General features: G+C 62.5%; 23 protein-coding genes. 18 read left to right on the plus strand and 5 right to left on the minus strand.

Annotation, left to right across the window (positions count from 1 at the left end; genetic code table 11):
• Nucleotides 1–72: 72 nt before the first annotated feature.
• Entirely contained in the window at nucleotides 73–798 is a 726-nt protein-coding gene (locus HNP00_RS12610) for a GntR family transcriptional regulator (protein ID WP_184739569.1), read from the plus strand.
• A 120-nt stretch (nucleotides 799–918) separates the two neighbouring features.
• Nucleotides 919–1801, plus strand: a protein-coding gene (locus HNP00_RS12615) for an IS5 family transposase (RefSeq protein WP_395893818.1) whose coding sequence is annotated in 2 segments (ribosomal slippage) — nucleotides 919–1278 and nucleotides 1280–1801 — 882 coding nt in all. Because the reading frame shifts where the segments join, the coding sequence is not laid out codon by codon here.
• A 28-nt stretch (nucleotides 1802–1829) separates the two neighbouring features.
• Here HNP00_RS12615 and HNP00_RS12620 read toward each other — a convergent pair.
• Both HNP00_RS12620 and HNP00_RS12625 read right to left on the minus strand, forming a co-directional pair.
• Nucleotides 1830–2540, minus strand: coding sequence for an anti-sigma factor (locus HNP00_RS12620; protein ID WP_184739571.1), 711 nt, complete (start codon nucleotides 2538–2540; stop codon nucleotides 1830–1832).
• Nucleotides 2537–3037, minus strand: a complete 501-nt coding sequence (locus HNP00_RS12625) for a sigma-70 family RNA polymerase sigma factor (RefSeq protein ID WP_184739854.1) — start codon at nucleotides 3035–3037, stop codon at nucleotides 2537–2539. Before HNP00_RS12625 ends, HNP00_RS12620 begins: the two co-directional genes overlap by 4 nt.
• Nucleotides 3038–3191: 154 nt before the next feature.
• On the opposite strand from HNP00_RS12625, the gene HNP00_RS12630 reads away from it, so the two are divergent.
• Entirely contained in the window at nucleotides 3192–3746 is a 555-nt protein-coding gene (locus tag HNP00_RS12630) for a hypothetical protein (RefSeq protein ID WP_184739573.1), read from the plus strand.
• A gap of 146 nt (nucleotides 3747–3892) precedes the next feature.
• Here the strand turns inward: HNP00_RS12630 and HNP00_RS12635 are convergent, their stop codons facing one another.
• A complete protein-coding gene (locus HNP00_RS12635) occupies nucleotides 3893–4723 on the minus strand; it encodes a hypothetical protein (protein ID WP_184739575.1) in 831 nt (276 codons plus the stop codon).
• A 277-nt stretch (nucleotides 4724–5000) separates the two neighbouring features.
• Here HNP00_RS12635 and HNP00_RS12640 point away from each other — a divergent pair, with 277 nt between their 5' ends.
• The 14 genes from HNP00_RS12640 (at nucleotide 5001) to HNP00_RS12705 (ending at nucleotide 22956) form a co-directional block, all read left to right on the plus strand.
• A complete protein-coding gene (locus HNP00_RS12640; RefSeq protein ID WP_184739577.1) occupies nucleotides 5001–8435 on the plus strand; it encodes a DEAD/DEAH box helicase in 3435 nt (1144 codons plus the stop codon).
• A 303-nt stretch (nucleotides 8436–8738) separates the two neighbouring features.
• Nucleotides 8739–10448, plus strand: a complete 1710-nt coding sequence (locus HNP00_RS12645; protein WP_184739579.1) for an amidohydrolase family protein — start codon at nucleotides 8739–8741, stop codon at nucleotides 10446–10448.
• A gap of 162 nt (nucleotides 10449–10610) precedes the next feature.
• A complete protein-coding gene (locus HNP00_RS12650) occupies nucleotides 10611–11531 on the plus strand; it encodes an ABC transporter substrate-binding protein (RefSeq protein ID WP_184739581.1) in 921 nt (306 codons plus the stop codon).
• A gap of 170 nt (nucleotides 11532–11701) precedes the next feature.
• The gene (locus tag HNP00_RS12655) at nucleotides 11702–12622 is read left to right on the plus strand and encodes an amino acid ABC transporter permease (RefSeq protein ID WP_184739583.1); all 921 of its coding nucleotides are present in this window, start codon (nucleotides 11702–11704) and stop codon (nucleotides 12620–12622) included.
• Nucleotides 12619–13416 (plus strand): amino acid ABC transporter ATP-binding protein, encoded by a 798-nt coding sequence (locus HNP00_RS12660; protein ID WP_184739585.1) that lies wholly within the window; start codon nucleotides 12619–12621, stop codon nucleotides 13414–13416. Before HNP00_RS12655 ends, HNP00_RS12660 begins: the two co-directional genes overlap by 4 nt.
• Nucleotides 13413–14108 (plus strand): GntR family transcriptional regulator, encoded by a 696-nt coding sequence (locus HNP00_RS12665; protein WP_184739588.1) that lies wholly within the window; start codon nucleotides 13413–13415, stop codon nucleotides 14106–14108. Before HNP00_RS12660 ends, HNP00_RS12665 begins: the two co-directional genes overlap by 4 nt.
• Before the next feature lie 97 nt (nucleotides 14109–14205).
• Nucleotides 14206–14658, plus strand: a complete 453-nt coding sequence (locus HNP00_RS12670; RefSeq protein ID WP_311770574.1) for a thioesterase family protein — start codon at nucleotides 14206–14208, stop codon at nucleotides 14656–14658.
• A gap of 5 nt (nucleotides 14659–14663) precedes the next feature.
• Nucleotides 14664–15539, plus strand: a complete 876-nt coding sequence (locus HNP00_RS12675) for a PaaX family transcriptional regulator C-terminal domain-containing protein (RefSeq protein ID WP_260404951.1) — start codon at nucleotides 14664–14666, stop codon at nucleotides 15537–15539.
• A gap of 141 nt (nucleotides 15540–15680) precedes the next feature.
• A complete protein-coding gene (locus HNP00_RS23810; protein WP_184739592.1) occupies nucleotides 15681–16706 on the plus strand; it encodes an Lrp/AsnC family transcriptional regulator in 1026 nt (341 codons plus the stop codon).
• 156 nt (nucleotides 16707–16862) lie between these two features.
• Entirely contained in the window at nucleotides 16863–17954 is a 1092-nt protein-coding gene (locus HNP00_RS12685) for an ABC transporter permease (protein ID WP_184739594.1), read from the plus strand.
• A 52-nt stretch (nucleotides 17955–18006) separates the two neighbouring features.
• Nucleotides 18007–19158, plus strand: a complete 1152-nt coding sequence (locus HNP00_RS12690; RefSeq protein ID WP_184739596.1) for a substrate-binding domain-containing protein — start codon at nucleotides 18007–18009, stop codon at nucleotides 19156–19158.
• An 8-nt stretch (nucleotides 19159–19166) separates the two neighbouring features.
• Entirely contained in the window at nucleotides 19167–20720 is a 1554-nt protein-coding gene (locus tag HNP00_RS12695) for a sugar ABC transporter ATP-binding protein (protein ID WP_184739598.1), read from the plus strand.
• A gap of 23 nt (nucleotides 20721–20743) precedes the next feature.
• The gene (locus tag HNP00_RS12700; protein ID WP_184739600.1) at nucleotides 20744–21763 is read left to right on the plus strand and encodes a succinylglutamate desuccinylase/aspartoacylase family protein; all 1020 of its coding nucleotides are present in this window, start codon (nucleotides 20744–20746) and stop codon (nucleotides 21761–21763) included.
• Nucleotides 21760–22956, plus strand: coding sequence for an amidohydrolase (locus tag HNP00_RS12705; RefSeq protein WP_184739602.1), 1197 nt, complete (start codon nucleotides 21760–21762; stop codon nucleotides 22954–22956). Before HNP00_RS12700 ends, HNP00_RS12705 begins: the two co-directional genes overlap by 4 nt.
• A 114-nt stretch (nucleotides 22957–23070) precedes the next feature.
• Here the strand turns inward: HNP00_RS12705 and HNP00_RS12710 are convergent, their stop codons facing one another.
• Entirely contained in the window at nucleotides 23071–24501 is a 1431-nt protein-coding gene (locus HNP00_RS12710) for an amino acid permease (protein ID WP_184739604.1), read from the minus strand.
• 48 nt (nucleotides 24502–24549) lie between these two features.
• Complete coding sequence (locus HNP00_RS12715; RefSeq protein ID WP_184739606.1) at nucleotides 24550–24948, minus strand: RidA family protein; 399 nt, start codon at nucleotides 24946–24948, stop codon at nucleotides 24550–24552.
• Nucleotides 24949–25104: 156 nt separating this feature from the next.
• Between HNP00_RS12715 and HNP00_RS12720 the strand changes: the two genes are divergently transcribed.
• Entirely contained in the window at nucleotides 25105–25962 is an 858-nt protein-coding gene (locus HNP00_RS12720; protein WP_184739608.1) for a fumarylacetoacetate hydrolase family protein, read from the plus strand.
• The last annotated feature ends 21 nt before the right edge of the window (nucleotides 25963–25983 follow it).

The raw sequence follows: 25983 nt of genomic DNA on the forward strand, positions 1-25983 counted from the left end.
ACGTCCATGCCCTGCACGCTACCCTGCTAGACGGTTAGACTGATAGGACTATTGCCCGAGGAAAATTCTCCCGTGGCCGTACTTGAATATTGGAGTTTCGTCATGTCGCCTTACTCTGCAAAGTCGCGACTGACCCCGCCCAGAAGCGGGGCACGTCTGGCTACCCACGTTTATGATCAGCTGAAGCTCCAACTCCTGGATGGCGTCTACGCCCCAGGTGAGAAGCTTGTTGTCGATTCCCTGCGCAATGACTTCAACGTCAGCAAACAGCCCGTGATGGATGCCTTAAGAAATCTCGCTGCCGATGGATTGGTGGAAATCATCCCTCAGGTCGGTTGTGCGGTGAGGTCATATCCACGTTCGGAGATTGAAGATTTCTATCTCTTCGTAGCCTCAGCCGAGGAGATCATCACTCAGTTCGCTGCCGTCCGGCGGACGCCGGAGCTTCTGCGCGAGCTGAGGATTTCCGCCACCCGGATGAGTCAACTACCGGCGGAATCCGCGCCGGGCGAGCTCGCAGCCAAGTACCGTCAGGCCAACCGGGAATTCCATGGAATCATTCACCAGATGGCCAACTCGGAAATAGTCACAGGATTGTCCAGGCGAGTTTGGGACCTCACAGACTTCTTTGTCCATGCGCTGGGAGCCGCCAATGCATTCGAAGACTCCTTCGAGGAAAGACACCACGACCACGAGGAGATTCTCATTGCCTTGGAAGAAGGCGACGCCGAGAAAGCCGGAAAGATCGCCCGGGAGCATATCCTCCACACCGGAAGACTCATCCTCGAATCTTCATGACCTAGGGCGTGTCTACTAAGAAAACGAAGGTGCCACAAGGCCGTTTTCTCCAGCCAACAACGCCGCGGAGCGGCTCCACAGCTCCTAAATCAGGGGCGTGCCGACTGGAATGCTTGAACGGTGTCGAGAACATCTGTCTTGAGTGACGATCAGTGGTCACGGATCGAGCCGCTCCTGCCGAGTTCGGACAGGCAGCGGGGCCGCCCATTCCGTGGCCACCGCCAGGTCGTTGAAGGGATTATTTACCGGTACCGCTGCGGCATTGCCTGGCGGGACCTGCCTGCTGAGTTCGGTCCGTGGCAGACGGTATGGAAGCGGCACCGCCGTTTCGCGTCCGACGGGACGTGGGATCGGATCCACGGAAAGCTGCTGGCAGAAGCAGATGCCGCCGGACAGATCGACTGGACAGTTTCGGTGGACTCGACCATCAACCGAGCCCACCAGCACGGGACGAACCTTCCCCGCACCACAGGGGGAACTCCCGAATTACAAGAAACTGTTTGCTGAGCCGCCCGACCACGCCATCGGCCGCTCCAGGGGCGGACTGGGCACCAAGATCCATCACGCCTGCGACGGTAAAGGCCGGCCACTGGCGATGATTCTTGGCCCCGGACAGGGCGGCGACTCGCCCATGTTCCCCGTCGTCATGGAGGCAGTGCGGGTGCCTCGTCTCGGCGGAGGCCGCGCCAGAACCCGGCCGGATGCCGTGATGGGCGATAAGGCGTACTCATCGCGGGCGAACCGGTCTCTGCTGCGCGGCCGGGGCATCAAAGCCGTCATCCCGGAACCCTCTGACCAGATCGGACACCGCAAACGCCGCGGCTCGCGCGGCGGGCGCCCGGTGAACTTCGACGCCGAGACCTACAAAGGCCGCAACACTGTGGAAAGGTCCTTCAGCCTCTTCAAACAATGGCGCGCCATCGCTACCCGCTACGACAAACTCGCACTGACCTACCGTGCTGGGGTCGTCCTCTACGCCGTCGTCATCTGGCTCCGCCAATAAGGAGACACGCCCTAGGTCCTGGGGACCCCTAGCTCCCCGGGACCGAAATCACCGCGACAGTCTTCTGGGCGTCATCGCGCAGTTCGACGCCCGAAATCCCGGCGAGCTGGACCGGCGTCGCGCCCGTGACCTTGATGTGGCCGCTGGACGTCGCCGTCCAACCGCAAGCCATTTCCTCCGTACCGTCGCGGCCCTTGACCCACAGGTACATCGTGCCTTGCGCCGGCATGCTGCGGCCTTCCAGTTGCAGCTCGGTCCCCCACGCCTTCCTGACGAGCCCCACAGTGAGCTGCATGCCGTTGTCCGTCTGCAGCGAGTAGCTGGCGTCAGGCTTGGGTGGCTGGTTCAACACCGGCCCCGCCAGTATGCCCAATCCAAGGCAAGCGGCGGCCACGGCACCCACCAGGGCCGCCCACCGGCGTCGGGAATTCCGCCGCCGTGCCGCCATCTTCAAGAGAATCGGCTGCGGTAGCGTTCCGGAAAAAGCCCCCAAAAGTGAGCGAGCGTCCGGCGGAACTGCGGCGGAGAGCTCGACGGCGGGCCGCCCGGCGGCGAGCGCGACGGCGTCGGGCACGGGGACTGCGTCGAGAAGGGCCGGGAGGCTTTCCAACTCGGCCAGCTCGCGCCGGCAATCAGCGCAGGTTTCCAAGTGCTCTTCAAAGGCCCGGGCCTCGGCAGGCTCCAGGCCGCCGAGCAGGTAGGCGCCCAGCAATTGGTGAAGTCCTGTTTCATTGTTCATCGCTGCACCCCCATTTCGTCCAGAATCGTGCGGAGCGCCCTGACGGCGTAGAAGGCCCGGGATTTCACGGTCCCCCTGGGGATGTTGAGCCTCAGTGCGGCCTCGTTCACCGTGAAACGTTCGTAGTGCAGGGCTATCAGGACCTCCCGGTGCTCGGTGCTGAGACGCAAGAGCGCCTCCTCCATGAGGACCCGGTTGAGAAGTTCGTCAACGCGCTCGGTGGCCTCCTCAGGGTCGGCCATGTCGCGTTCGGCGGCCTCGGCCGGCCGCCGCTGAGCTTTCCGGTAATTGTCGATGATGACGTTGCGGGCCGTTCGGAACAAATAGCTGCGCAGGCTCCCGGTGATCTGCGGGGCGTGCTGCCACACCCGGAGGATGGTTTCCTGCACCACGTCCTCGGCCAAGTGCGCGTCCGGCGTGCAGCTCAGCACGAAGCGGCGCAGGGCTGTGCCGTGGTCGCGGTAGATCGCGGCCACCACATCCTCGTCGAGCGGCATCGGCGCCTCCTTGGTGCTCGGCTTCCCCTTCTCCTGCGATACGACGTGCCCGCCACGAAAAAGGTTCACGCCCTGTGAACCATTCTTCACCCGGCGGCGTCGTACGGGTTAGGTTCCGGCACGTCCATGGCCGGTGCAAGCGAAGGAGCAAACCATGAAGAAGCAACTCGGCACCGGCCTGGGCGTCCTTGCACTGGCCATTGCCCTCACTGCCTGCGGAGGAACCCCCGGCACGTCCTCCACATCCTCGAGCGCCACCAGTCCCAGTTCCGCGGCGTCGGCAAGTTCAAGCGCTCCGGCGTCGAGTACTCCCGCTGGCGCGGCGGAACTGAAGACGGCGTCGTCGAGCGCCGGCGAGAGAGTGGTTGCGGCGAACGGCAAGAGCGTTTATGTCTTCACGAAGGACGTCAAGAATTCCGGCAAGAGCGCCTGCACCGGAGGATGTGCCGCTTCGTGGCCGGCCGTGACGACAACGTCGGCCACGCCGGCGGTTGACGGGGTGAGCGGAACGATCGGCACCATCCCCACAGCAGACGGCAAGATGCAGATCACTATCAACGGGATGCCCATCTACTTCTACTCCAAGGATGAAGACTCCAGTGACACCTACGGCCAAGGCGTGGGTGGCGTGTGGTTCCTGGTCAGCCCGTCCGGCTCCATGGTGACCCCGAGTAGCAGCACCCCGAGCGGGAGCAGCATGGGCTACTGAAACCCTCGCTCACCTTTGCAGCCCAAAACACAAACGCTCGCTCAGATCTCTCCGAGCCGGCCGGCAGATCTGAGCGAGCGTTTGTCCTGGAAGCCTCAAAGGTGAGCGAGCGTTCGCCTTGGAAGGCCTAAAGGTGAGCGAGCGTTTTAGGCGTCCTCGAACTCGACGGCCGCGATGATTTCCTTCGTCTCCGGGTGGATCATGAAGGCTTCATCGTCCTCTTCGATCATGACGTAGTTGCCGTGGTCCGTGGCGAAGTGCCAGGCAAGGATCGTCTCGCCGTCGTGCTCGTAGTTGGGATCGCCCATAGTGATCTTCTCCAGCTCGTAGCCAGCAACGTCGCACAGTTCACGGATGATGAGCTCGAATTCGGGGGCATTCTCGAGTTCTGCTTCGGCGGCCTCGGCCTGACGCTCTTCGAGATTCGGAATGAGGGCAACGCGCTCGGCGATGTGGGCCTTGAGCTGCTCCTCGTCCAGGTAGAGGACGCCTTCCTGGCTACGAAGCCAGGCCGCGTTGAGGGCGATGATGTCCTCGGTCTCCAGGAGGGATTCGAATTCGCCGTCGAGGGCTTCGAGCTCGGCCACGGCCTCCGGGGCCTCCTCCGACTCGTCAAGGTCGCCGTCCAGGTAGGCCTCGGCGTCGTCCTCTGAGAGTGAATCGAAGGCTGCGGCGGTGCGGTTGAACAGCTCAAGGTGGCCGGTGGCGCCCATGGCTTCGAGGCCTTCGCGGACAAACGTATCCACTTCTTCGCGCTCCGGGACCGTGAACACGTACTGGGCGAAACCGCCCGCGAGTGCCTGCGTCAGGTAGTAGTCCACAAAGTAGCTGCGCAGCGCGTTGGTAGCGATTTCCTCATGGTTGAGGAGCTCCTCGTACATCTCGTTGACCACGGTGACGTTCGCGTCCACAACGTCTGCGTTGGCGGCCTCGATGCTGTCCTTCGTCAGAATGACGGGGTTCTCATTGCTGGTCATGGGATTTCCTCACTGCTAGGAAGCTTGTGCTGCTCCGGACCCTTTCAACGTACGCGGGGGCAGCAGTCGGGCAGGCTAGGCCGAGGTGAACGTCCGGCAAAGTTTCAGGGCTGCTCGGTGGGCCCACGCCGCCCTGGTTCCCTGGCTGAGCGGAGCGAAGTCAGGGAGGAGGCTTGGGCCCACGCCGCCCGGGTTCCCTGGCTGAGCGGAGCGAAGTCAGGGAGGTGGCGGGGACTAGGATTCATAGATAGCCTCCAGCCGAAAGTAGCCCCAAAGAATGCCTTCCCGCTCAGACGACTCCTGGGAACTGGCGATTCAGACACCCGCCATTAACGACCGCTCCTTGGCGGCCGGTCTCGCCTATGCCATGGGGAGCAGGGTCAGCAGCATCACTTTCGACTCCGCCACGGGCTTGATGATGGGCAAGGTCCGGGGCAGTGGCCCATCACCGTATTCGACGTCGGCCAAACTGGTCCGCAAGCCCGGCGGCTGGAGCTGCACGGTGGGGGTGTGCAGCTGCCCGGTCCGCAAGGACTGCAAACACGTGGCAGCCCTCCTCTTCGCTGCCGAGGACCATCCTGCCGTGCGGGCACAGCTGCTCAGCGCCCCCGCTTTCGGCCAAACTGCCCAGACCGGGGGAACGGTGCAGCGGCCGGCCTGGGAGCAGGCCCTCAGCAAGCTCATCGCCACTCCGGGAACCGCCCCGCAAGGCCAAGGCCTCCCCTTGGCGCTGGCATTCGAAGTGGAAGAGCCTGCCCCCCACTTCTCCTACACAGGCCGCCGCGATCCCCTGCGAAGCGTGCGCCAGCTCAAGGCCCGCCCGGTGATGATGGGCGCCAAGGGCAAGTGGATCCGCGGCGATGTCTCCTGGACCAACTTGAACTACCTCGGTTACAAGCGCGAATTCAACGAAGCCCACATCGACTGGATGCAGGGCTTCCTGGCCGCGCATTCCACCTCGGACTACCGGCAGCTCACATCCAGCATGTGGATGTTGCTCAATGAATTCGCCGGGAAGAACCTGTGGAACCTGCTGGCCGAAGCGGCGAAAGTCGGGGTCGCACTCATCCACTCCGGCGGGACCGAGCCTGTCCGCATTGCGGCGGAACCCGCCGTCGTCGGGCTTGACCTCAGCCGTTGGGGCGGGGACCTCTCAAGCGACCGGCCCGACGACGGGCTGCAGCTGGCGCCATCGGTAACCTTGGGCGGGGATGCCCTTGATCCGGCGACCTTGGCCTTGATCGGCCGCCCGGCGCATGGCTTGTTCTTCACGGGCCCCGGCGAGGGGCATTTGCCTGGCGTATCGGCACCCGAGAACCTCATCACCCTGGCCCCACTGGAGGGAGGCGAGTCGCAGGAACTCCTGGACTTCGTCATGGGCGCGTCCCGGCTCCAGATTCCGGCCAAGGACGAGGAACGATTCCTCACGGCGTTCTATCCGAAACTCAAGCAATCCACCCGGGTCACGGCGGTGGACCATTCCGTGGAGCTTCCAGTTCTCGCCGTGCCCACGCTGTCGCTGCTGGCAAACTACGGCGCTGACCACCGGGTGCGGCTGCACTGGGAGTGGCACTACACGGCCGGCAAGCTCGTCACGGCCCAGCCCCTGTGGCGGCACCCGGACGATCACGGCTACCGCGACGACGCCGAGGAAGCCCGCATCCTGGAAACCTTGGGCCGGCCTTGGGATGTGGTTGGTGCGCTGGGCGAATCCTCGAGCGGCGGATGGGGAGCCCCGCGGCTGACGGCCTCGGTTGAGCTCGATGGCCTGGACACGCTGGCCTTCACCGAGGAAGTCCTCCCCCGGCTGCGCGAGCTGCCCGACGTGGTCGTGGACACCTCCGGCGAGATCGCCGACTACCGCGAAGCCACCGAGGCTCCCGTCGTCTCCATTTCGACCAAGGCCACCGACAGCCGCGACTGGTTCGATCTCGGCATCGTCATCACCCTCGAGGGCGAACCGGTGTCTTTTGCCGCGGTGTTTTCCGCCCTCGCGGCGGGCCAGAGCCGCATGTTGCTGCCCAGCGGCGCCTACTTCTCACTGGACCTGCCCGAGCTGCACCAACTCCGAGCGCTCATCGACGAAGCCCGGTCCTTGCAAGACAACCCGGACCGGCACGGCACCCTGCAGATCAGCCGCTTCCAGGCCGGGCTCTGGGATGAGCTCGCGCACTTGGGGATCGTGGACGAACAAGCGGCCGCGTGGCGCGAGGCTGTGGGCGGATTGCTCGACGACGGCGTGACCGGGCTGCCGCTGCCCGGCTCGCTTAATGCCGAACTCCGTCCGTACCAGCTGGAGGGCTTCAACTGGCTGAGCTTCCTGTACCGGCACAGCTTGGGCGGGGTCCTGGCCGACGACATGGGGCTTGGCAAGACCGTGCAGGCGATTGCCTTGATGTGCGCGGCGAAGGAGCAGGCGGTTTCCGCCCCGGGCGACGGCGGCGACGCTGATGACGGCGCCAGGAGCGGCGCCGCCCCCTTCTTAGTGGTGGCGCCCACCAGCGTCGTGGGCAACTGGGCCGCCGAGGTGCAACGCTTCGCTCCCGGGCTGGACGTGAAAACAATCGGGGAAACCTTCGCCAAGAACGGCGCGGATCCGCTCGAAGCCATGGCCGGAACCGACGTCGTCATCACTTCCTACGCGCTCTTCCGGATCGACTACGAGGCCTATGCCGCCAAGGCGTGGGCCGGGCTCATGCTGGACGAGGCCCAATTCGTGAAGAACCACCAATCCAAGGCCTACCAATGCGCCCGCAAACTCCCGGCATCGTTCAAGCTGGCCATCACAGGAACGCCGCTCGAAAACAACCTCATGGAATTCTGGGCGCTGACCTCCATCGTGGCACCAGGACTGTTCTCCAGCCCGCGCCGCTTCGCGGAGTACTACCAGAAGCCGGTCGAAAAGAACGGCGACAAAGCGCAGCTCGCCAAGCTCCGCCGTCGGGTCCGCCCCCTCATGATGCGCCGCACCAAAGAGCAGGTCATCAAGGACCTGCCGCCCAAGCAGGAACAGGTGCTGGAAGTAGTGCTGAACCCGCGGCACCAGAAGGTGTACCAGACACACTTGCAGCGTGAGCGGCAGAAGATCCTCGGGCTGATCGACGACGTCAACAAGAACCGCTTCACCATTTTCCAGTCGCTCACCCTGCTACGGCAGCTGAGCCTGGACGTCTCCCTCGTGGATGAGTCCCTGTCCGCAGTGCGCTCGTCCAAGCTCGATGTGCTTTTCGAGCAACTCGAGGACATTGTTGCCGAGGGGCACAGGGCACTGATCTTCAGCCAGTTCACGGGATTCCTGGGCAAGGTCCGCCAGCGTCTTGAGGAAGAGGGTACGGAGTTCTGCTACCTCGCCGGCAGCACCCGGAACCGGGCCGACGTCGTGAGCGAATTCAAGAACGGCGCAGCGCCCGTGTTCCTCATTTCCTTGAAAGCCGGGGGCTTCGGCCTGAACCTGACCGAGGCCGATTACGTGTTCCTGTTGGATCCATGGTGGAACCCGGCCTCTGAGGCACAAGCCGTGGACCGCACCCACAGGATCGGGCAGGCCAGGAACGTGATGGTCTACCGCCTGGTGGCAAAGGACACCATCGAGGAAAAGGTCATGGCGCTCAAGGCCAAGAAATCGCAGCTGTTCGCGGATGTGATGGAAGGCGATGCCTTGGCCGGCGGCGCTTTGACGGCGGAGGACCTGGCGGGCCTGTTCGCGGAGTGAGCCAGATTGGTCATATATTCAAATTCTGACGATCGTCATATCTCATCGATGTTAGGCCGTTGGGGCCACTCGGGGCAAAGACTTTTCCGAAGTTTACGAAGCGGCTCTCCCGACGTCGAAATTTCTTCTTGGTATGCCAAGTGGCGTGATTCCGCCGCTCAGGCCCCATTCACCCTTTCTGTCATGGCTGAATTTGAAGGAAATCCCCTCGGACCCATTGACGCCAATTTTCAACTTGGTATACCGTGAGCGCAATCGACGCCCCGCTTGACGGGGCGCCATGACGAGGAGGGAAGAGTCTCAATGGTTGAGCTGGAATCACCTGCCACTCCCGAGGGTTTGGGCTGCGGCACCTGCGGCCATGGTGGCGTAGTTATGGAAGACGCGTTCACGGAAGACTCGGCGCTCTTCGGCCGGAAAGGGGGCGTATCCAAGGGACAGACCATAGCCCTCGCCGAGCGGGTGCAGCGCGAGTCGGCCCGCGCGCACCAACGAGGCCTCGGCACAGACGGACAGCGCGATCAGAACCGTCCCGTGGTGCTAGCGCCAAGTTGGGTCCTGGCTCATCAGCAGGGCGAGATGGTCCTTCTGCGCGATCACGAAGTAGTGGTTCGCGGCGACCGAATCGAGGCCGTCCGTCCTTGGTCCGGTACCACGGACGAACGCATCGACCTACAGGGCCAGCTTCTGGTTCCGGGGTTGATTTCCATGCACAGCCACGTCGCTGGCGGCGCTGCCACACGCGGGTATGTAGAAGGCAACCTCACGCCGATGAGCAAATGCGCCACACTGCGCCAGGGCAGGCAATTCCTCAACGCAATGGTCCTGTTGGAGGATCTTCCCGACGAGGACCTCGATACCATGACTGCCCTGAACCTGGCAGAAATTCTCCGAGGTGGCTGCACCACGCAAGTTGAAATGTCCAAAGGCTTGAGATCCATGCAGTCCTACGTTCGCGTCGCGCGGCAATTCGGAATCCGCGGCTATCCTTCCGGGGCCGTGCCGGGGATGAGGCGGATCCTGCCGATCTGGAAACGCGGTGACGACGACAAGAAATTGTTCGATTCGGTGCCCGAGACACTGGCCGAAATCCAGGAAAACCTCGCCTACGCCCGGACCGTCGACGGCGTCGACGACGGCCGCATCCTGCCGATGATGGCGCCGGCAACAAACGCAGTGCACACCCCGGAAACTTTTGCCGCCATGAAAGCTGCCGCCCAAGAACTCCACGGACTCCACATCCACCTGCAGGCAGGTTACGGCCGGGCACCGCAACCTGACAAAGTGGCGATGAACCGGCTGTGGGGCCAGGACGAGATCCCCTGGCTGCACAGCCTTGGCCTCTTCGACGGCTCGGTAAGGGTCTTTGGAGCGCACCTCCTGGGAATCGACTTTGAGCGGGACCTTCCGCTGCTCGCCAACCCCAACTTCACCTTCGCCAACTGTCCCTCGGGCACTGGCGCAGGAGTCACACCCGCACAGTGGCCGTGGCCGGAAGTTCTCGGAGCAGGCGTGAACTCCGGCATCGGCCTGGATACGCACTCGAACGACTACATCGAAAACCTCAAAATGGCCGTCATTTATGGCCGGATCAGGGCAGACTTCCTCGGCGATTCGACTCCGGTGCCCATGGTCCGCCCGTCCATCTGGACCGCCGTGGAATCAGCGACCCTTGGAGGTGCCCGGGGTCTGGGCCGCGAGGACCTTGGCCGCATAGCCGTCGGTGCAAAAGCTGACCTGACGAGCATCGATGTCAGCGGTCTGCTGGTTGGTGTGGGAACGGTTCCCCGCGAGCCGCTCAATCACTTGATGTACGCCAACGGCCTCTCCGTCAAAAACGTCATGACGGATGGCCATTGGCAAGTCCGCAACGGCGCGCTCGTAGTGGTTGACGAAGCGAGGCTGGTCCGCGAGGCCGGCAAGGTGGTAGAGCGCATCTGGGACCAGATGGCCGCCGACGGCGTGTTCGTCGAGGAACCCCGCAGCGACCTGATCCCGGCAGCCATTTCCTAGCGTCACCGGCACCCCTAAACGCGTCACCGGCACCTCTAAACGCGTCCCGGCGCTGCCCGGACAGCCCGGTGCCCTCTGTCCGCTGTCCGCTGGCCGGACTGACCTTCCCGTTCATCTTTTTGCCCATGTTGTTCCCGTTCACCACAAGTAGGAGAAAAATCAATGAAGAACTTTGCTCCCCGGGTACCAAGTCTCTGGAGAAAAGTCGCGATCGCCGCGGTTCTTGGCTCGACCCTCGCCGGCACTGCCGCCTGCGGAGGACCAGGCCAGGCCGCATCGCCAACTACGGACAGTGCCAACGCGGCCCTTGCGGCCTTGGTGCCCGCGGACATCAAGGCGAAGGGCACCATCTCGGTCGGGACCCAGCCCGATTTCGAGCCGGCCAACTTCACACCAATCGGCGAAAACGGCGTCAAGGGGTTCAACATCGACCTCATGGATGCCATGGCCGCCAAACTCGGCCTGAAGATCAGCTACCAGAAGGTGCCATTCGACCAGTTGTTGGTTGGCGTCCAGACCGGCAAATTCGATGCGTCGATTGCCGGAATGACGGACCGCAAGGGCCGCCAAGCAAATGTGGATTTCGTGGACTACCAGGTTGCGGGCACAGTCTTTATGGTGGCCAAGGGCAACCCGAAGAAGATTACGGGCGAGCCCGACGGCGGCTGCGGAATCAAGATCGGCGGTGTCAAAGGCAACGACGACGAGCGCTTGGTCGGGATCATGGCCAAGGCCTGCACGGCTGCTGGAAAGCCGGCTCCAGAGCTGGTTACCTTCCCCACTGGCAGCGACAAAAACCTGGCGTTGACATCGGGTCGGGTGGACGCGATGTTCTGGCCGGACATGGCCGTATCCGTGATCAACCGGGAGACCCAGGGAAAGCTCGAATCAGTGCCGGTGAACTTCGAGCCCAAGGTCTTCCTCGGCATGATCTTCAGCAAGCAGAACCCCCAGTTGCGGGACGCCTTCCTGAAAGCAACGGAGGCCATGCATGCCGACGGCAGCTACGACGCGATTCTTAAGAAGTGGGATGTCACTGTCATTGATCTGCCGAAACCGGGCGTGAATCTCGCAACGTCCTAGTCATTGCCGGAGTGCGGTCTGCTACGACGGACCGCACTCCGGATTCCAGTTCCGCAAGAAGGACAGCCACATGTTTACGAAAACCGTATGCCCGCCCTCGGGTGATCTGTGCCATGACCATTGACAGCCACCGCCGGGCCTCGGCGCAGGACAAAGCCGGGGAGCCTCCCATGACAATTCTTGATCCAACACGCGCATCGCACGGGCACGCACCCGGAATTCAGGCCAAGCGCCGCAAACCGTATGGGCAGATGGCAACCGGGACGCTTATTGTGGCGATTGCAGCGCTGTTCGTTTGGTCCCAGGCGGCAAATGAGAATCTGGACTGGTCCAGCGTCGGCGAGTTCATGTTCCACCCGGTCATCTTCAAGGGCATCGCCGTCACGCTTGAACTCTCGGTCTTCAGCATGTTGATCTCGGTGGTCCTGGCTTTCGGCGTCGCCCTCATGTGCCAGAGCAAAAACAGGCTGGCTGCCGTCGTCGGCCGGCTCTATGTGTGGTTCTTCCGTGGTGTGCCGCTCCTGGTCCAGATCCTCATCTGGTTCAACCTGGCGGTGCTGTTCCCCAAGATCCTCGGAGCCGATACCAATCAGCTGATCTCGGGCTTCACAGCGGGTCTCTGTGCGCTGTCGCTGGCGGAGTCGGGCTACATGGCGGAAATTATTCGCGGCGGCATTCTGTCGGTCAGCAAGGGACAGACTGACGCCGGCCTCAGCATCGGCCTGACGCGCGGACAGGCTTTGCGGCGGATCGTGTTGCCGCAGACCATCAGGGTCATCATCCCACCGACGGGAAATCAGTTCATCGGCCTCCTCAAGGCCAGCTCCTTGGTCTCTGCGATCGGCGGAAGCGATCTGCTGACGCAGACCCAACTCATCTACGGCCAGAATTTCAAGATTGTGCCGCTGCTCATTGTGGCCACAGCCTGGTACCTCATCCTTGTCAGCGTTGCCAGCATCGGCCAGTACTTCCTGGAACAAAAGTTCAGCCCGGACGGCGCCGCGACCCGGCGGCCGTTCCGGGAACTCATCCGCCGGAACGTGCTGTTGCGGAACCACCCCGATCTTCCCCGAAAGGCAGTCCAGCCATGACCCTCGCTCCAACCCAGGGACAAGCTCGAACACAGGCGCCGCTGATGGTGATCGACGACGTCCACAAATGGCTCGGGAAGAACCACATCCTGCGTGGTGTGAACATGTCCGTGGCACCAGGAGAAATCGTTTGCGTCCTTGGCCCTTCCGGCTCCGGAAAGAGCACGCTGCTGCGCTGCATCAACGGTCTCGAGGCAGTTGAATCCGGGACCGTTGAAGTCGGCGGAGACCGTGTTGGCTACAAAATGCACAAAGGACAGTTGTTCGAACACACCGAACGGGAATCGGCCAGAATGCGGCGGCGGATCGGCATGGTCTTCCAGCATTTCAACCTTTTCACGCACATGACAGCACTGGAGAACGTCAGCTACGGCCCCCGGCGTGTGCTTGGGTTGTCCAAAGCCAAGGCCAAGGAGCAGGGACTGGACGCACTGGGCAAGGTGGGACTGAAAGACAAGGCCGGGTCATATCCTGCGCAGCTTTCCGGCGGCCAACAACAGCGCGTTGCCATCGCGCGGTCGCTGGCCATGAAACCCCAAGTGATGCTCTTTGACGAACCCACCAGCGCCCTCGACCCCGAACTGGTAGGCGACGTCCTTCAGGTCATGAAGCGCGTTGCCGAGGAAGGCATGACAATGGTTGTGGTCACCCACGAAATCGGGTTCGCCCGCGAAGTCGCTGACCGGGTGATATTCATGGATGAAGGCCGGGTCATCGAATCCGGACCGGCGGCCCAGGTCTTGGATAATCCGTCCCACGAACGCACTGCCAATTTCCTGCGGCACGTCAGATGAGCCGAACAGCTTCTGCATACGCCGAAATACGGGACCGGATCATCAGCGGCGAACTGACGCCGGGAACCTGGCTTCGGGAAAGGGATCTCTCGGCCGAATTGAATGTGTCACGGGTCCCTGTCCGGGAGGCGCTCCTGCAGCTTGAGGCAGATGGCTTCACGACGACGGGTCCGCGGCACGGAGCGGTCGTCCGGCAAATGACGATTCAAGATGTCGATGAGGTCTTCGATATCCGGCTCAGCATCGAGGTCTCGGCAGCGAGCATCGCTGCCCGCCAGGTTGCTGCCGGGGCCAGCCCCGAGCGCTTGCTTTCGGTCCTCGCCGACGCCGAAGCGCTCGTGGCTAGCGGCGACGAGGACCTCAAGGCCAGCACCAATGTGGCCATTCACGACGAGATTTTCAGCCTGACCGGCAACGAACTCTTGACCACAGTGATCCGCCCGGTCGCAAACCGCATGAGGTGGCTCTTTGGAAACGTTGTCCAGCAGGATGCCAGGCAACTCTGCCGGGAACACCGCGCCCTGTGCGATGCGATCTGCGCCGGCCAGGCTGAGCTCGCGTCCGCGCTGGCTGTTGCCCACATCGAACATAGCCGCGGACCCGCCATTTCGCAGTTGGAGGGGAAGCTTCCCCTCCGCCGCCCTTCAGCCGCCGTAGCCGGCCGGATACCGGACAGCCGCCGGGAACGCTGAGCCAACCCCCTTCGGCATATCGAGTTCCGAACGGCCGTCACTTGATGTATACAATTGAACGCGGCCTGAGCAGTACAACGTCGCCGAAGGGGGAACCGTGGAGGGCACCGAACCGCCGTCAGGGATGCAGGCAAGCATCGACAGAACCGTGGAATGGGTGGACACCGATGCGTCGGGCCATCAGCACAATTCGGCGATCATGCGCTGGGTGGAGGCCGCCGAGGCAGAGCTCTTCCGCAATCTGGTGCTTCCGGAGTACTTTCCGAGCGCTCCACGAGTGCAGCAAGTGGTCAATTACACGGCCAAGCTGTGGTTTGGCCAGCGGGTGACAGCAACCGTGCGGATCCAAAAAGTCGGCCGCACGTCCATGACCCTTGCCTTTGAGGTCTACGGCCACGCACATCCACACTCGCCGGGCGGCCTGGCTGCCCATGGGACGCTGACCACTGCCCACGTGCCCGCGGGCTCAGCCTCAGCCCAGCCGTGGCCGGAACGGATCCGGCAGGCGGCCGCCGTGACAGTCCCGAAGATCGCGGGCTCTGAACAATGATGGACATGCCCGCTCCCCCGGTGCGCCACCAGCAGCTGATCGTCACCATCTATGGGCTCTACGGCCGCAGTTCAGGCGACGCCCTCCCCGTCTCGGTGCTGATCTCCATGCTGGGCGACCTTGGCTATGACGCGCCGGGAGTCCGTTCCTCAGTCTCGCGGCTGAAGGCCAAGGGTGTCCTCAAAAGTGTCCGCCAGGATGGCGTCGCCAAATACGAACTGTCCGACACCGTTCTGGACGTTTTCCGGGAGGGCGACCGGAGAATCTTCGCCGCCGATCGCTCCGCCCACCTGGAATCCTGGGTACTCGCGGTATTCTCCGTCCCCGAATCAATGCGGAATCGCCGGCACCAACTGCGATCAGAACTGTCTGGGCTCGGTTTTGGGTCCGTGGCGTCGGGGGTATGGATTGCGCCGGCCCAGGTCCTCGAACAAGCCCGCGAGCGGCTTGCCTCCCGCGGGCTTATCCAGTTTGTGGACTTCTTCAGGGGCGACTACTTGTTTGAGGGCCCCCTGCGGCCAAAGGTGGCCGAATGGTGGGATTTGAAGGCCATTGACGAGCAATTCGCCGAATTCTTGGATCTCTATAAAGGAGCCGGAGATCTTTGGGCCGCACTGGTAGGAGATGATCCCGAGGCCGCCCTGGCCAACTCGACGGCCCAGCTGCGCCGGGATGCTTTCCGCTACTACATCCCCATGCTGACGCTGTGGCGCCGCTTCCCGTATCGGGACCCGAACCTGCCGTCGGAATACCTCCCGAAGGACTGGCGCGGTCCGGCGGTTCGCGAGACGTTCCAGGCGGTTCATCGTCTTGCCGCGCCCCTCGCGGCAGCACACGCACACGAACTCATCCACGGCAGCATCGACCTGGTAGCGCCCTAGTGCGATCCGGCGAGGCAACACGGACGTTGACATACCGCCGAGTCGACTGTTAAGTTCGCGCACAGGTCTCGCGGCCAACGCCACACGGGGTCGTCTCGTCCCGCCTCATCAGGGAAACAACCTTCAAATAGTCGAGGAATTGTGCACGAATCGATCGCTCCGGACGAGCTCGACCTCGCGTTGCTGGAGTCGTTACAGCGCGCTCCCCGCGCGCCGTGGGCTCTCATCTCCCAGGTGCTGGACGTCGCGCCAATCACTTTGGCTCGCCGGTGGGACCGCTTGCGCGACGCCGGCCTCGCTTGGGTTAGCGCTACGCCGGGTCCGGCTTTTCAGACTGTTGGCGTCACCGCGTTCGTCTTGATGTGGTGTCGTCCACGGCTCCGGGAAAATTTGGCTGTAAGGCTGCAGAACGACCCTTCGGTGGCGACCTTGGAAATTACGGGGGGCGCGCCCGATCTCGCCATAACGGTGTTCTCGCGCAGCCTCTACTCGCTTCACGAGAGTGTATTGAGCCGGTTGGGTAGGTACCCCGGAGTTGACCGTGTCGAAGTATCAATCGTGACCACGCTGTACGGAGAGGGTAGCCGCTGGCGCCTCCGCGCACTGGACACCAGTCAGGTCGGCAGGCTCGCATCGGTAACCTCACGGGATGCGCTCGACCGCCGGGAGATGCCGCAGCTGGATTCAGTGGATCGGGATCTTCTGGACGCGTTGGTGATTGACGGGCGAATGGCCTTCCAGGATTTGGGGGCACGGGCGGGAGTGACCCCCGCGACCGCCCGGCGTCGAGTGAGCCGGCTTGTTGACAGTGGGGTGGTGCGAGTCAGGTGCGATCTTGCCGCGCCAGTATTTGGCTGGCCCATCTCAGCAACAATCTGGGGCAAGGTTCCGGCGAACAGGCTTCAGGAGGTGTGTCGGAGCTTGGCGGGATCCCCTCAGGTTCGCGTCGCAGCGGCAACCACAGGATCCAACAACCTCATGGCGACCTGTTGGCTCCACTCGCTAGGAGAGATCGAGGCGGTAGAGGCAAACCTGCTTGAGCGGTTTCCCTTTGTGGTTGTGTCAAACCGGGTTATCGATCTGCGGTCCGTTAAGCGAATGGGCAGGATTCTGGGGGAAAATGGTCGAGCCGCGGACATCGTCCCGCTCCGCCCGTGGACCGACTGAGCCAAAATAACGGAACAGAGAATCGTTTTCCTACAACTTCCGCTGTGTTGTTGCCGAATTCAAACAAATTTCCGCCTCTTATGATCGTTGACCTCAGACTCTTCTTAAAGCGCGACAACGCGCAAGCACTGACTGAGATCCATTAGGAGTGACGAAATGGCGCGAACGCCTACCGGACAAGAACCTGCGGTCTTCACCGCGACGTCCCGCGGTGGCCCCGAGGTTACGGACGGACCATCCCGTCCCGCAAACACAGCTGACGGTCCTCTGGCCGAGCCGAAGTTGCGAGCTCACGATTGGATCGCTCTCATCGGTTCGCGCTTCGGGCTGATTATCACCTGGGCCTTGATGATCGTGGCCTTTAGCGTGCTGCTGCCCGGAGTTTTCCTCTCAGGCTCGAACTTGGGCTACCTCCTCAGTTCGCAGGCCACGGTCCTAATCGTGGCAATCGCCGTGACCATTCCGATGGCAGCCGGAGAGTTCGATCTGTCGTCAAGCGGTGTGGTTGTGATCACCGTAGTCACGATGGGTTATCTCAACGTCATCCAAAGGTGGCCGCTGATTCCGACAGTGCTCGTGGCGCTGGCAATTGGGTTGGTGGTCGGATGCGTCAACGCCTTTTTCATCGTCCGTATCGGGATCAGTTCACTCATTGTGACGCTCGCGATGACCTCCGTGCTCATCGGCTTCGCTCTGGGGCTGAATAACCTCACCGTCACCGGTATCTCCGTGGACCTGGTTGATGCCGCCCGAAGCACCGTGGGAGGGATCCAGCTCGTCTTCTTCTACGCGCTGGCTGTGGTTGTGGTCGCGTGGTACGTCTTCCAGCACACGCCCATCGGCCGCAGCCTGTACTTCACCGGTGCCGGGCGAGAGGTGGCTCGCCTGTCCGGCGTTCGTGTGGACGCAATCCGAGCCGGGTCCCTTATCGTGTCCAGCCTTCTAGGCGCGGTGGCCGCAATTCTGCTCACCGGAGTGCTGGGCTCAGCTGACCCAAACGTTGGTACCAGCTACGCGCTCGCACCGTTCGCGGCAGCGATGCTCGGATCCACCAGCTTCGCTCCCGGCCGGTTCAACATCATAGGAACGGCGGTTGCGACGTACTTTCTCGCGACCGGCATCACCGGACTCCAGCTCCTGGGACTCGCTGGCTGGGTGACCCAGGTGTTCTACGGCATGGCTCTGATCCTGGGAGTCGCCCTCTCGACGTACTCGGGCCGCCGCAACCGCCGAAAAATTCGCGCATAAGCATCCAAGAACAATGTCGTTCTCGACCCAACAAGAATAGGTAATTCAAGTGATGAGACAGAAACGCGCAGCCATCCTGCCCATCGTGATTTCCGTTGTGCTCCTGGGCATCACGGGCTGTCAGAGGGCAAGTGAGAGCACAAACGCCAGTGCAGGGACCTCGAACCCGGAAAGCGTAGCCGCCAAGGCACTAGCCCTCGACATCGCGCCCGTGACCGATAGCCCCAAGATCCCGTCCGTCAAGAACGGGACTGCGTTGCGGGGCAAGAATATCCGGTTCATCGCAAGCGGCCTCAGTTTCCCGTTCAGCCAGGACGTTCTCGCCGGCGTCAAGGAAGCCGCTGCGGCGGCGGGTGCCACCGTCACCATTTCGGATAGCGAAGGCGATCCTCCGAAGGCCGCCGCACTCGTGGATCAGGCAGTCGCCCAATCCGTCGACATCATCCTGCTCCAGGGCACGCCCCCGAAGAGCGTCGCGTCAAGCATCACCGGAGCCAAAAACCGCGGAATCCCAGTCATCAGTGTCGGCAGTGACGCGCCAGGCAAGGTGTCCAAGGAACTCGCCGACATCGGAGTCTTCGCCTACGCGTCGGCGACGAACGATGTGGGTACACGGCAGGCAAACTTCGTCGCGGCGGACTCGTCTTGCAACGCCGGTGTGCTCTATCTGGGCTCTTCGACCTTCGGAACCTCGAGTTCCGATGTGGTCGACCAATTCACGAAACAATTCGCCCAGCTGTGCCCTGATGCCAAGGTCGCCGTCCAGGACGCACCCCTGGAAGCCTGGTCATCTCTCCTTCAACCGCAGGTCAACGCGTTTCTGCAGCGCAACCTAGAGACCCGCTACGTCGTGAGCCTCGTGGACGATATGAACCTGGCGATTAAGCCGTCGATCACCAGCCTCGCCGGGCGAAACATCCGTTTGGTGGGCTCGAACGCCATCGTCGGGGCCCTGAACGGGCTTCAGGACAAGGCGGACCCGGAGGCTGCGACAGTAGGTACCAACCTCTACCAAATGGGGTGGGCGGCCGTTGACCAGGCGATGCGCGCGACCGCCGGCGAAGATGCGGTTGCGGATGAGCAGGTCCCGAACCGGACATTTACGCGGGCCAACATCGACACGATCGACCTCGCGAAGAAGTCCGGCGACTGGTACGGCTCATTCGACTTCCGGTCTTACTACACCCAGCTCTGGCACGGGTGATCAGTACCATGATCTCGACAAACCGGGAGCTCCTGCTCCGGGCCGAACATCTCACCAAATCCTACGGGGCACGCCCCGTCCTCAAGGATGCTTCCCTTGAGATCGTGTCCGGTGAGATCCATGCCCTTCTGGGCGAGAACGGCTCAGGCAAGTCCACACTGATCAAACTCCTCGCCGGACAGATCGCACCGGACGGGGGCTACACACCAGACAATGCGCCCCGCGTCACAGTGTCGGGCCAGTCGGAGAACCTCCCGATCGACCCTAAGACGGCAGAACGCCTGAAGCTTGGATTTGTGCACCAGGATCTCGGCCTCGTCCTTTCGTCCACCGTCATGGAGACGCTCGGGCTAGGCCGATACCGCACACGATGGGGAAGGATCAACTGGCGCGCCCAACGGTCCTATACCCAGGAGACCCTTCGACGTTACGGACTCGGGCTGTCTCCTGAGACGGTGGTCGGGTCCCTGTCCGCAGTAGAGCGGGCCATGCTGTCGATCATCAGGGGCATCGAGTCCATAAGCGGCGAAGAAAGGGGCGTACTCGTCCTCGACGAGCCCACCGCATATCTCCCCGGAGACGCGGTGCACCAAGTATTCGAGGTCCTCCGCCGGATCAAGGCCACCGGTAGCTCGGTCGTGTTCGTGACGCACCGACTCGACGAGGTGAAGGATATTTGCGATCGGGCGACGATCCTGAGGTCAGGAGAAGTCGTGGCAACTATGGACGTCGCGTCAGCGACAACCGATGACCTCATAACGGCCATCCTTGGCACGGAACTCACGAACCTCTATCCGTCCGAACATACGGCCGTGGCTGAGCCCGTCCTGCGGGTGACAAACCTCGGTGGAACAGACACCCGGGACGTCTCATTCGTGGCGTCCCGGGGAGAGATCCTCGGGCTGACCGGTCTCGTGGGCGATGGTTTCGAGGAAATCATCGCCCTGTGCTTCGGCGCCAGCCGAGGAGAAGGGAAGGTCGAAGTCAAGGGCAAGGAAGTCGACCAGAACTGGCTTCGACCGCGCCGTGCCATGGGCATGGGGATGGCTTATATCCCCGCAGATCGAGCGACCTCCAGCGGACTCATGGCCGCTTCGGCTGCCGAGAACCTCACGATGGCCACCATGAGGCGTTATTGGCGTTCGGGCCGCATGGCCTACTCAGAGGAGCGCAAGGACGCGATCGAGGCGATGCGCCGTGTTGGGTTGCGGCCGCCGTCTCCCAATCTGCCTCTCGGGTCGTTCAGCGGCGGCAACCAGCAAAAGTTGATCCTTGCCAAATGGCTACTCACCCATCCCCATGTGCTCTTCCTCCACGAACCGACCAACGGCGTGGACGTCGGGGCCAAGAAGACTCTTTTTGATCTGATCAACCGCGCCGCCCAGGACGGCTGCTCCGTCGTGATCGCGAGCAGTGAATATGAGGATCTCGCCCATCTCTGTCATCGAGTCATCATTGTCAAGAACGGCGCCGTCTCCGGAGAGTTGACCGGAGATCAATTAACCACCGAAGCCATCACCCACCGCTGCCTCGCTTCCACCGCGGCGCCGGCCGCATCGTGAACCCAACACTAAGGAGACCGTCAATGAGCGTATTCGAGGTCGGACCCTTCCGGATACCCGCCGGAGAGCTGCGACACGATCGCCTGACCGCAACCATGTCCGCTTCCGGGCAGATAGTCGGTGTGCCGGTGAGCATTATGCACGGCGCAGAACCGGGTCCTGTCCTTCTTGTCACTGGGGCCACCCACGGCACTGAAATCACGGGAACACGGACGCTACTCAAACTTATTGAGCGCATTGACCCGGCGAGGCTGCGCGGAACCTTGATCTCGGTCCCGGTGACGAATCCCCTTGCTTTCGACCGGGCGACGTATGCTTCCCCCGAGGATGGCATTCACATGGGCATGCCGTGCTACTGGCCCAGCGACCCGGCAGGATCGCCAACACTGAGGATCGGGGCGCAGATCCGCAAGCTCTTCGATGTCGCAACCCATTACATCGACCTGCACAACAACGCCGAGCCGGCGGTGCCCATGTCGATGGAGTTCGCTGACGAGTGCTCCTCACCCGAGGTCCGCGAGGTCCAGCGCGCGATGGCGGAAGCTTTCGGCGTTACCCCCGTTCTGATGACCGATCCAAAGGACGGCACGGCGGAGCGCGTGGGGTCGGTCGAAGGCCAGCCCGCCGCCGCAGCCTCAGCGCACGGCATTCCGGGGCTCATGGTCGAGTTGCTCGACGAGCATGGACACCAAGGATATGAGGCAGGCGTCCGCGGTGTCCTCAATGTTATGTCCAAACTGGGAATGTTGGCTGACCCTGTCGTGCCTCAGTTGATCGAAAGGCTTCATGGGAGTTTCACGTACCATGGGGTACTCACCTCTCTCGAGTCGGGGGTTCTGTTCCCGGTTTGCGAGCCGGGAACAGTTGTGGAGCAAGGCAGCGTCGTAGCACACATCGTGGGCATGGATGGGTCTGTCGTGGAAGAGGTCAAGATGCCCGTCACGGGATTCGTGTGGGCTTTCCTGACGACGGCGCCCGGGGGCGGGTCCTTTGCAGTGCCCGAGGGACATGCCATCGGATTCGTCGCGGCGGCCGGCGCATGAGTGCCAACGCGGCCATCCCTGGAACCGTAAGGGAAGCAGCGGCCGGGGATCCCGAACTCCGAAAAACTATTAAGTCTGAGGTCCAGGCCGCGATAGAGGCGTTCCGAGACCAGGCGGTCGGCCTCAGCCATCGCATCCACGGCACACCGGAGCTCGGCTTCGAGGAGTTCTACTCGAGCCGGGAAGTCGCGAACGAGCTCCGCGCAGCCGGATTCACGGTGACTGAACGGGCTTTCGGGCTTGACACTGCGATCTCCGCAGTTGCGGGTGAGGGCTCCTTCAAGGCGGTCGTGGTAGCAGAATATGACGCATTGCCTGAGCTCGGCCACGCCTGCGGTCACAACGTGATAGCGGCATGCGCGGTCGCCGCGGCGGTGGGACTGAAGCACGTCGCTGGGCAACTCGATCTCACGGTGGAACTGTTGGGCACTCCGGCAGAGGAGACCGGCGGCGGCAAGATCCTCATGCTCGAACAGGGTGCATTCATCGGATCCGACATGGCCATGATGATCCATCCTGCCCCATTCGAAGACGCCTCACCGAGCTTCCTCGCCAGCACCGGATTCTCCTTCACGTTCTCAGGTAGGAGCTCCCACGCTGCCGCCTCGCCATGGGAGGCAGCGAACGCCGCAGACGCATCGACCATCGCGCAGGTCGCTATCGGCCTGCTACGCCAGCAGCTCCCCAACGACACCCGAGTCCATGGTGTGGTCACGAATGCCGGTGCAGCCGCCAACGTGATCCCAGGAAAGTCCGGCGGTTTGTACGGGATCAGAGCCCAGACCCTGGCGGACCTCGAGGCCCTGATCCCACGTGTCGAGGCGTGCTTCACGGGAGCAGCCCTCGCGGCCGGCTGCACAGTGGAGCTGGACTGGGAACAGACGTACCCGAATGTTGTGCAGTCGCCGCGGCTTGCGTCGTTGTATCAGCGCAATGCGGAGACGCTGGGCCGAAGCTTTCCGCAGGATGCCGAGGCCCGCGCATTCAGGGCCTCAACCGACTTCGGCGCCGTTTCCCAAGTCGTCCCCAGCCTTCACCCTCACATCAAGATCTGTGACTCACCCGTGTCCAACCATCAGTACGCCTTCACCGAAGCTGCATCCTCGGATCGGGCCGATCATGCACTCATAGAAGGCGCAATCGCCATGGCCTGGACGGTTGTGGACGCGGCCCTGACACGAATTCGCCCGTGACTCACTGGAGCTCTGCGGCAACACAGTTCTGAGGGGCAAGTCCAGGGAGCACGCCGGTGGGCCGGCCGCAATGCGGCCGGCCCACACCACACGCTAGGAGTGCGCGCCCGTAGCCTAGGAGTGCGCCGCCCCCTCCAGGTTCCGGTCGACGTCGGACTCTGCAGTTCCCGGAGCGGAGCCTCGGCGGCCCTTCTTCAGGACGAAGTAGAGGACGACGATACCGATGGCGAACGGGACCCCGAAGATCAGTGTCATCCGGAAGGCATCAACGAAGAGCGTGGTGACCATGATGGCAACCATGAGGATGGCTCCGGCCCAGGAGGCCACCGGGTAGAACCGCAGCTTGTACGACAGAGCCGTCCCGTCGCGCTTCGCTGCGCGTCGGAACGCCAGATGGGTCACGAAGATCATGAGCCACGTGGCCATGGCCCCGAACATGGACAACGCCATCATGAAGGTGAAGCCTGACTCCGGATTCAGGGCGTACACGCAGGCCGCCACCGCGATTCCACCTGTGCAGAGGATCAGTGCATTGACCGGGGAACCGTTCTTGTGAAGCCGCCCGAACACAGCGGGCGCCTGCCCGGCGCGGGACAAGCTAAACATCATGCGCGTGGAGATGTAGAGCTGCGAGTTCATGGCTGAAAGCGCAGCCACAATCACCACAACGTTGATGACGGAATCAGCGAACGGAATGCCAATGACCTGCATGACGGTGACGAAGGGGCTGTTTCCGGCAAGAATCTGGCTGACAGGTGCAATGGCCAGGATCAGCGCCAGGGTCAGGATGTAGAAGAGGAAGAGACGGAATACCGTGACCTTGAACGCCTTCTTAACCGCCGTTCCTGGATCCTTCGCTTCACCGGCCGCAATGGCGATCATCTCCACCGAGAGGTAGCTGAAGATCGCCACAATCACGGCCACCCACATGCCGGACACGCCGTTGGGGAAGAACCCGCCCTCAGCAGTGTAGTTGTGGATTCCGTAGCCGGCCTCTCGCTTTCCAAAGACCAGGATGGCGGCGAGCAGGATGAATCCGAGGATGGCGAACACCTTGATGCTGGAGAACCAGTATTCCAGGGTGCCGAAGGCCTTGACGTTGAACATGTTGACCGCGATGAGAACACCGGCAAACAACAGGATCCAGACCAGCGGGGGAACTCCCGGGAACCACAGCTTCATGTAGTCCCCGATCGCAAGCACTTCGGTGCCCACGGCCAGCACAACGCAGGACCAGTACAGGTACTTCACAAGGAATCCGGCGAGGGGAGAAATGTAGTGCTCGGCGAAAGCCCCGAAGGACCCGGTGGTTGAATGGGCCACGGTCATCTCAGCCAGCGCGCCCATCAGCATCACGGCGATCAGGCCACCGATCGCATAGCTCAGCAGGACGCTGGGTCCGGCGAAAGATATTGCGAACTTGCTTCCGAGGAAAAGCCCAGTGCCGATCGCGCCGCCCAGCGCGATCATGGTCAACTGTGGGCTGGTGAGTTCGCGCTTGAGTCCGCTCTCGCGGTTTTTAATCAGGTCGAAGCTGTGTGACATCGTTGTCTCCTTGCTCGGAACTTCTTGGGGGGGTTAGTGCCTCAGGGGCTAGCGCTCGGGAATGACCGCGATGCCTTGGATCTCAATGAGGGCTTCCTTCTGCCACAGCCGGGTGACACCGATTCCGGCCATCGAGGGATACTCGGAACCGGCCATTTCGCGCCAGATCCGTCCAATTTCGCGGCCGTTGGCCATGTAGTCGTCCACGTCGGTGAGGTAGATGGTCACGCTGACCAGGTCCTCGGGTAGTCCGCCGGCTTCGCGCAGGGTGGTCAGCACATTGGAAAACGCCTGCGTGAACTGTTCCACGATCCCGCCGGGAACGATGTTCATGTCCTTGTCCAGGGCGGTCTGGCCACCCAGGAACAGAGTGTTTCCGGCGAGCATTCCGTGCGCAAAGCCTGACGGCTTCGGGAGCGACCCGGGATTGACGGTCTTGTGGCTCATAGTGTTCCTCCTCTTGATGGCGGCTGCGACATGTTCGAAAAAACCACTGTGCAGATCATTCCCCGCCGTGCTACGTTGAGCATATGTGACGATCGTAAAAAAGTCGACACATCAGAATGAATGTAGGAATCGGCAGGACACGAAGGGACAACACGCATGAAGCTGGCCACCTTACGGACAGCCGACGGGGGCACGACGGCGGTACTCGCGACCGGCGGGAACAGTTACGTTCCGCTGCCGGCCAACGACGTCGGGGCTCTTCTCGCCGTCCCGGACTGGCGCGCGATCGTGGCAGCCGCCTTCGCTGCAGCCTCCGGATCAGGTACGGTTTCCGCACCTGCCAGCGAGCTGGCGCCTCTGCTGCCGCGGGCCGGGAAGGTCATCTGCTGCGGGCTGAACTACGGCGACCACATCCAGGAGATGGGGCGCAAGTTGCCCGAATACCCCACGCTTTTCGCGAAGTACGCGGACACCCTCACCGGCCCGGCCGACACCATTCATGTCCACGGCAGCGCGAAGGTCGACTGGGAAGCCGAACTGGCCGTCGTCGTCGGCTCCGAGCTGTTCCGCGCGGGCGAAGACGAAGCCCGGCAGGCAATCGCGGGGTACACGGTGGCCAACGACATTTCCATGCGCGATTGGCAGAGCCGGACCCTGCAGTGGTTCCAGGGCAAGGCATTCGACAGAACCACCCCCGTGGGACCGCTCATGGTGACTGCGGACGAGGTCGACGGCGACTTCGAGGTCCGCGGTTATGTCAACGGCGAGCTGGTGCAGTCGGGGAACACGGGCACCTTGGTGTTCGGCCCGGCGAAGCTCCTTTCCTACATTTCCCAGTTCACCATCCTGCGTCCAGGGGACCTGGTTCTCACCGGCACCCCCGGCGGAGTCGGCATGGGCATGACTCCCCCACGCTTCCTGAACGACGGCGATGTCCTCACCACCGAAATCGACGGAATCGGAAGGCTGGAAAACCATGTCCGAATCCACGCACCCGTCTCCGCGAACGCCTAGACCAATACCAACCACTTCAAA

Origin of the sequence: Arthrobacter sp. AZCC_0090 (assembly GCF_014207375.1) — a bacterium.
GTDB lineage: Bacteria > Actinomycetota > Actinomycetes > Actinomycetales > Micrococcaceae > Arthrobacter.

Excerpts from the sequence above, each read along its gene's own strand:
- HNP00_RS12620 (WP_184739571.1), bottom strand. The coding sequence starts at position 2,540 with ATGAACAATGAAACAGGACTTCACCAATTGCTGGGCGCCTACCTGCTC.
- HNP00_RS12625 (WP_184739854.1), bottom strand. The coding sequence starts at position 3,037 with ATGCCGCTCGACGAGGATGTGGTGGCCGCGATCTACCGCGACCACGGC.
- HNP00_RS12630 (WP_184739573.1), top strand. The coding sequence starts at position 3,192 with ATGAAGAAGCAACTCGGCACCGGCCTGGGCGTCCTTGCACTGGCCATT.
- HNP00_RS12635 (WP_184739575.1), bottom strand. The coding sequence starts at position 4,723 with ATGACCAGCAATGAGAACCCCGTCATTCTGACGAAGGACAGCATCGAG.
- HNP00_RS12640 (WP_184739577.1), top strand. The coding sequence starts at position 5,001 with ATGCCTTCCCGCTCAGACGACTCCTGGGAACTGGCGATTCAGACACCC.
- HNP00_RS12645 (WP_184739579.1), top strand. The coding sequence starts at position 8,739 with ATGGTTGAGCTGGAATCACCTGCCACTCCCGAGGGTTTGGGCTGCGGC.
- HNP00_RS12650 (WP_184739581.1), top strand. The coding sequence starts at position 10,611 with ATGAAGAACTTTGCTCCCCGGGTACCAAGTCTCTGGAGAAAAGTCGCG.
- HNP00_RS12655 (WP_184739583.1), top strand. The coding sequence starts at position 11,702 with ATGACAATTCTTGATCCAACACGCGCATCGCACGGGCACGCACCCGGA.
- HNP00_RS12660 (WP_184739585.1), top strand. The coding sequence starts at position 12,619 with ATGACCCTCGCTCCAACCCAGGGACAAGCTCGAACACAGGCGCCGCTG.
- HNP00_RS12665 (WP_184739588.1), top strand. The coding sequence starts at position 13,413 with ATGAGCCGAACAGCTTCTGCATACGCCGAAATACGGGACCGGATCATC.
- HNP00_RS12675 (WP_260404951.1), top strand. The coding sequence starts at position 14,664 with ATGCCCGCTCCCCCGGTGCGCCACCAGCAGCTGATCGTCACCATCTAT.
- HNP00_RS12685 (WP_184739594.1), top strand. The coding sequence starts at position 16,863 with ATGGCGCGAACGCCTACCGGACAAGAACCTGCGGTCTTCACCGCGACG.
- HNP00_RS12690 (WP_184739596.1), top strand. The coding sequence starts at position 18,007 with ATGAGACAGAAACGCGCAGCCATCCTGCCCATCGTGATTTCCGTTGTG.
- HNP00_RS12695 (WP_184739598.1), top strand. The coding sequence starts at position 19,167 with ATGATCTCGACAAACCGGGAGCTCCTGCTCCGGGCCGAACATCTCACC.
- HNP00_RS12700 (WP_184739600.1), top strand. The coding sequence starts at position 20,744 with ATGAGCGTATTCGAGGTCGGACCCTTCCGGATACCCGCCGGAGAGCTG.
- HNP00_RS12705 (WP_184739602.1), top strand. The coding sequence starts at position 21,760 with ATGAGTGCCAACGCGGCCATCCCTGGAACCGTAAGGGAAGCAGCGGCC.
- HNP00_RS12710 (WP_184739604.1), bottom strand. The coding sequence starts at position 24,501 with ATGTCACACAGCTTCGACCTGATTAAAAACCGCGAGAGCGGACTCAAG.
- HNP00_RS12715 (WP_184739606.1), bottom strand. The coding sequence starts at position 24,948 with ATGAGCCACAAGACCGTCAATCCCGGGTCGCTCCCGAAGCCGTCAGGC.
- HNP00_RS12720 (WP_184739608.1), top strand. The coding sequence starts at position 25,105 with ATGAAGCTGGCCACCTTACGGACAGCCGACGGGGGCACGACGGCGGTA.